The organism is Bacillus sp. SIMBA_074 (assembly GCF_046534555.1).
Taxonomy (GTDB): Bacteria; Bacillota; Bacilli; order Bacillales; family Bacillaceae_G; genus Bacillus_A; species Bacillus_A mycoides.
In genome coordinates, this window is sequence record NZ_JAWRYM010000607.1 from 1 (window position 1) to 268 (window position 268).

Genomic DNA, 268 nt, shown 5'->3' on the forward strand with positions numbered 1-268 from the left:
CTCCTCGACGCTGTCGGCGAGTTCGACGTGAAGACGTACGACCTGGCGGCGCTCATCCCGATCGTTCAGGAGGCCGGCGGCCGCTTCACGTCCGTCGACGGCGCCTCGGGGCCGGGCAACGGCTCGTCGCTGGCCTCCAACGGGCTGATCCACGACGCGCTTCTCACCGCACTGGCCTGAACCCGGAAAGTCCTCGCCCCGCAGACCTCCTGCTGCCCTAGGCTGGCTCGGGTGAGCGCACCGACCCCCACGACGACGGAGCCGCTGG

1 protein-coding gene is annotated in these 268 nt (G+C 70.9%); it reads left to right on the forward strand.

The features are described from left to right. On the forward strand, positions 1-180 hold a 180-nt coding region (locus tag SB773_RS32175; RefSeq protein WP_410594419.1), incomplete at its 5' end, for an inositol monophosphatase family protein. Positions 181-268 lie beyond the last annotated feature (88 nt).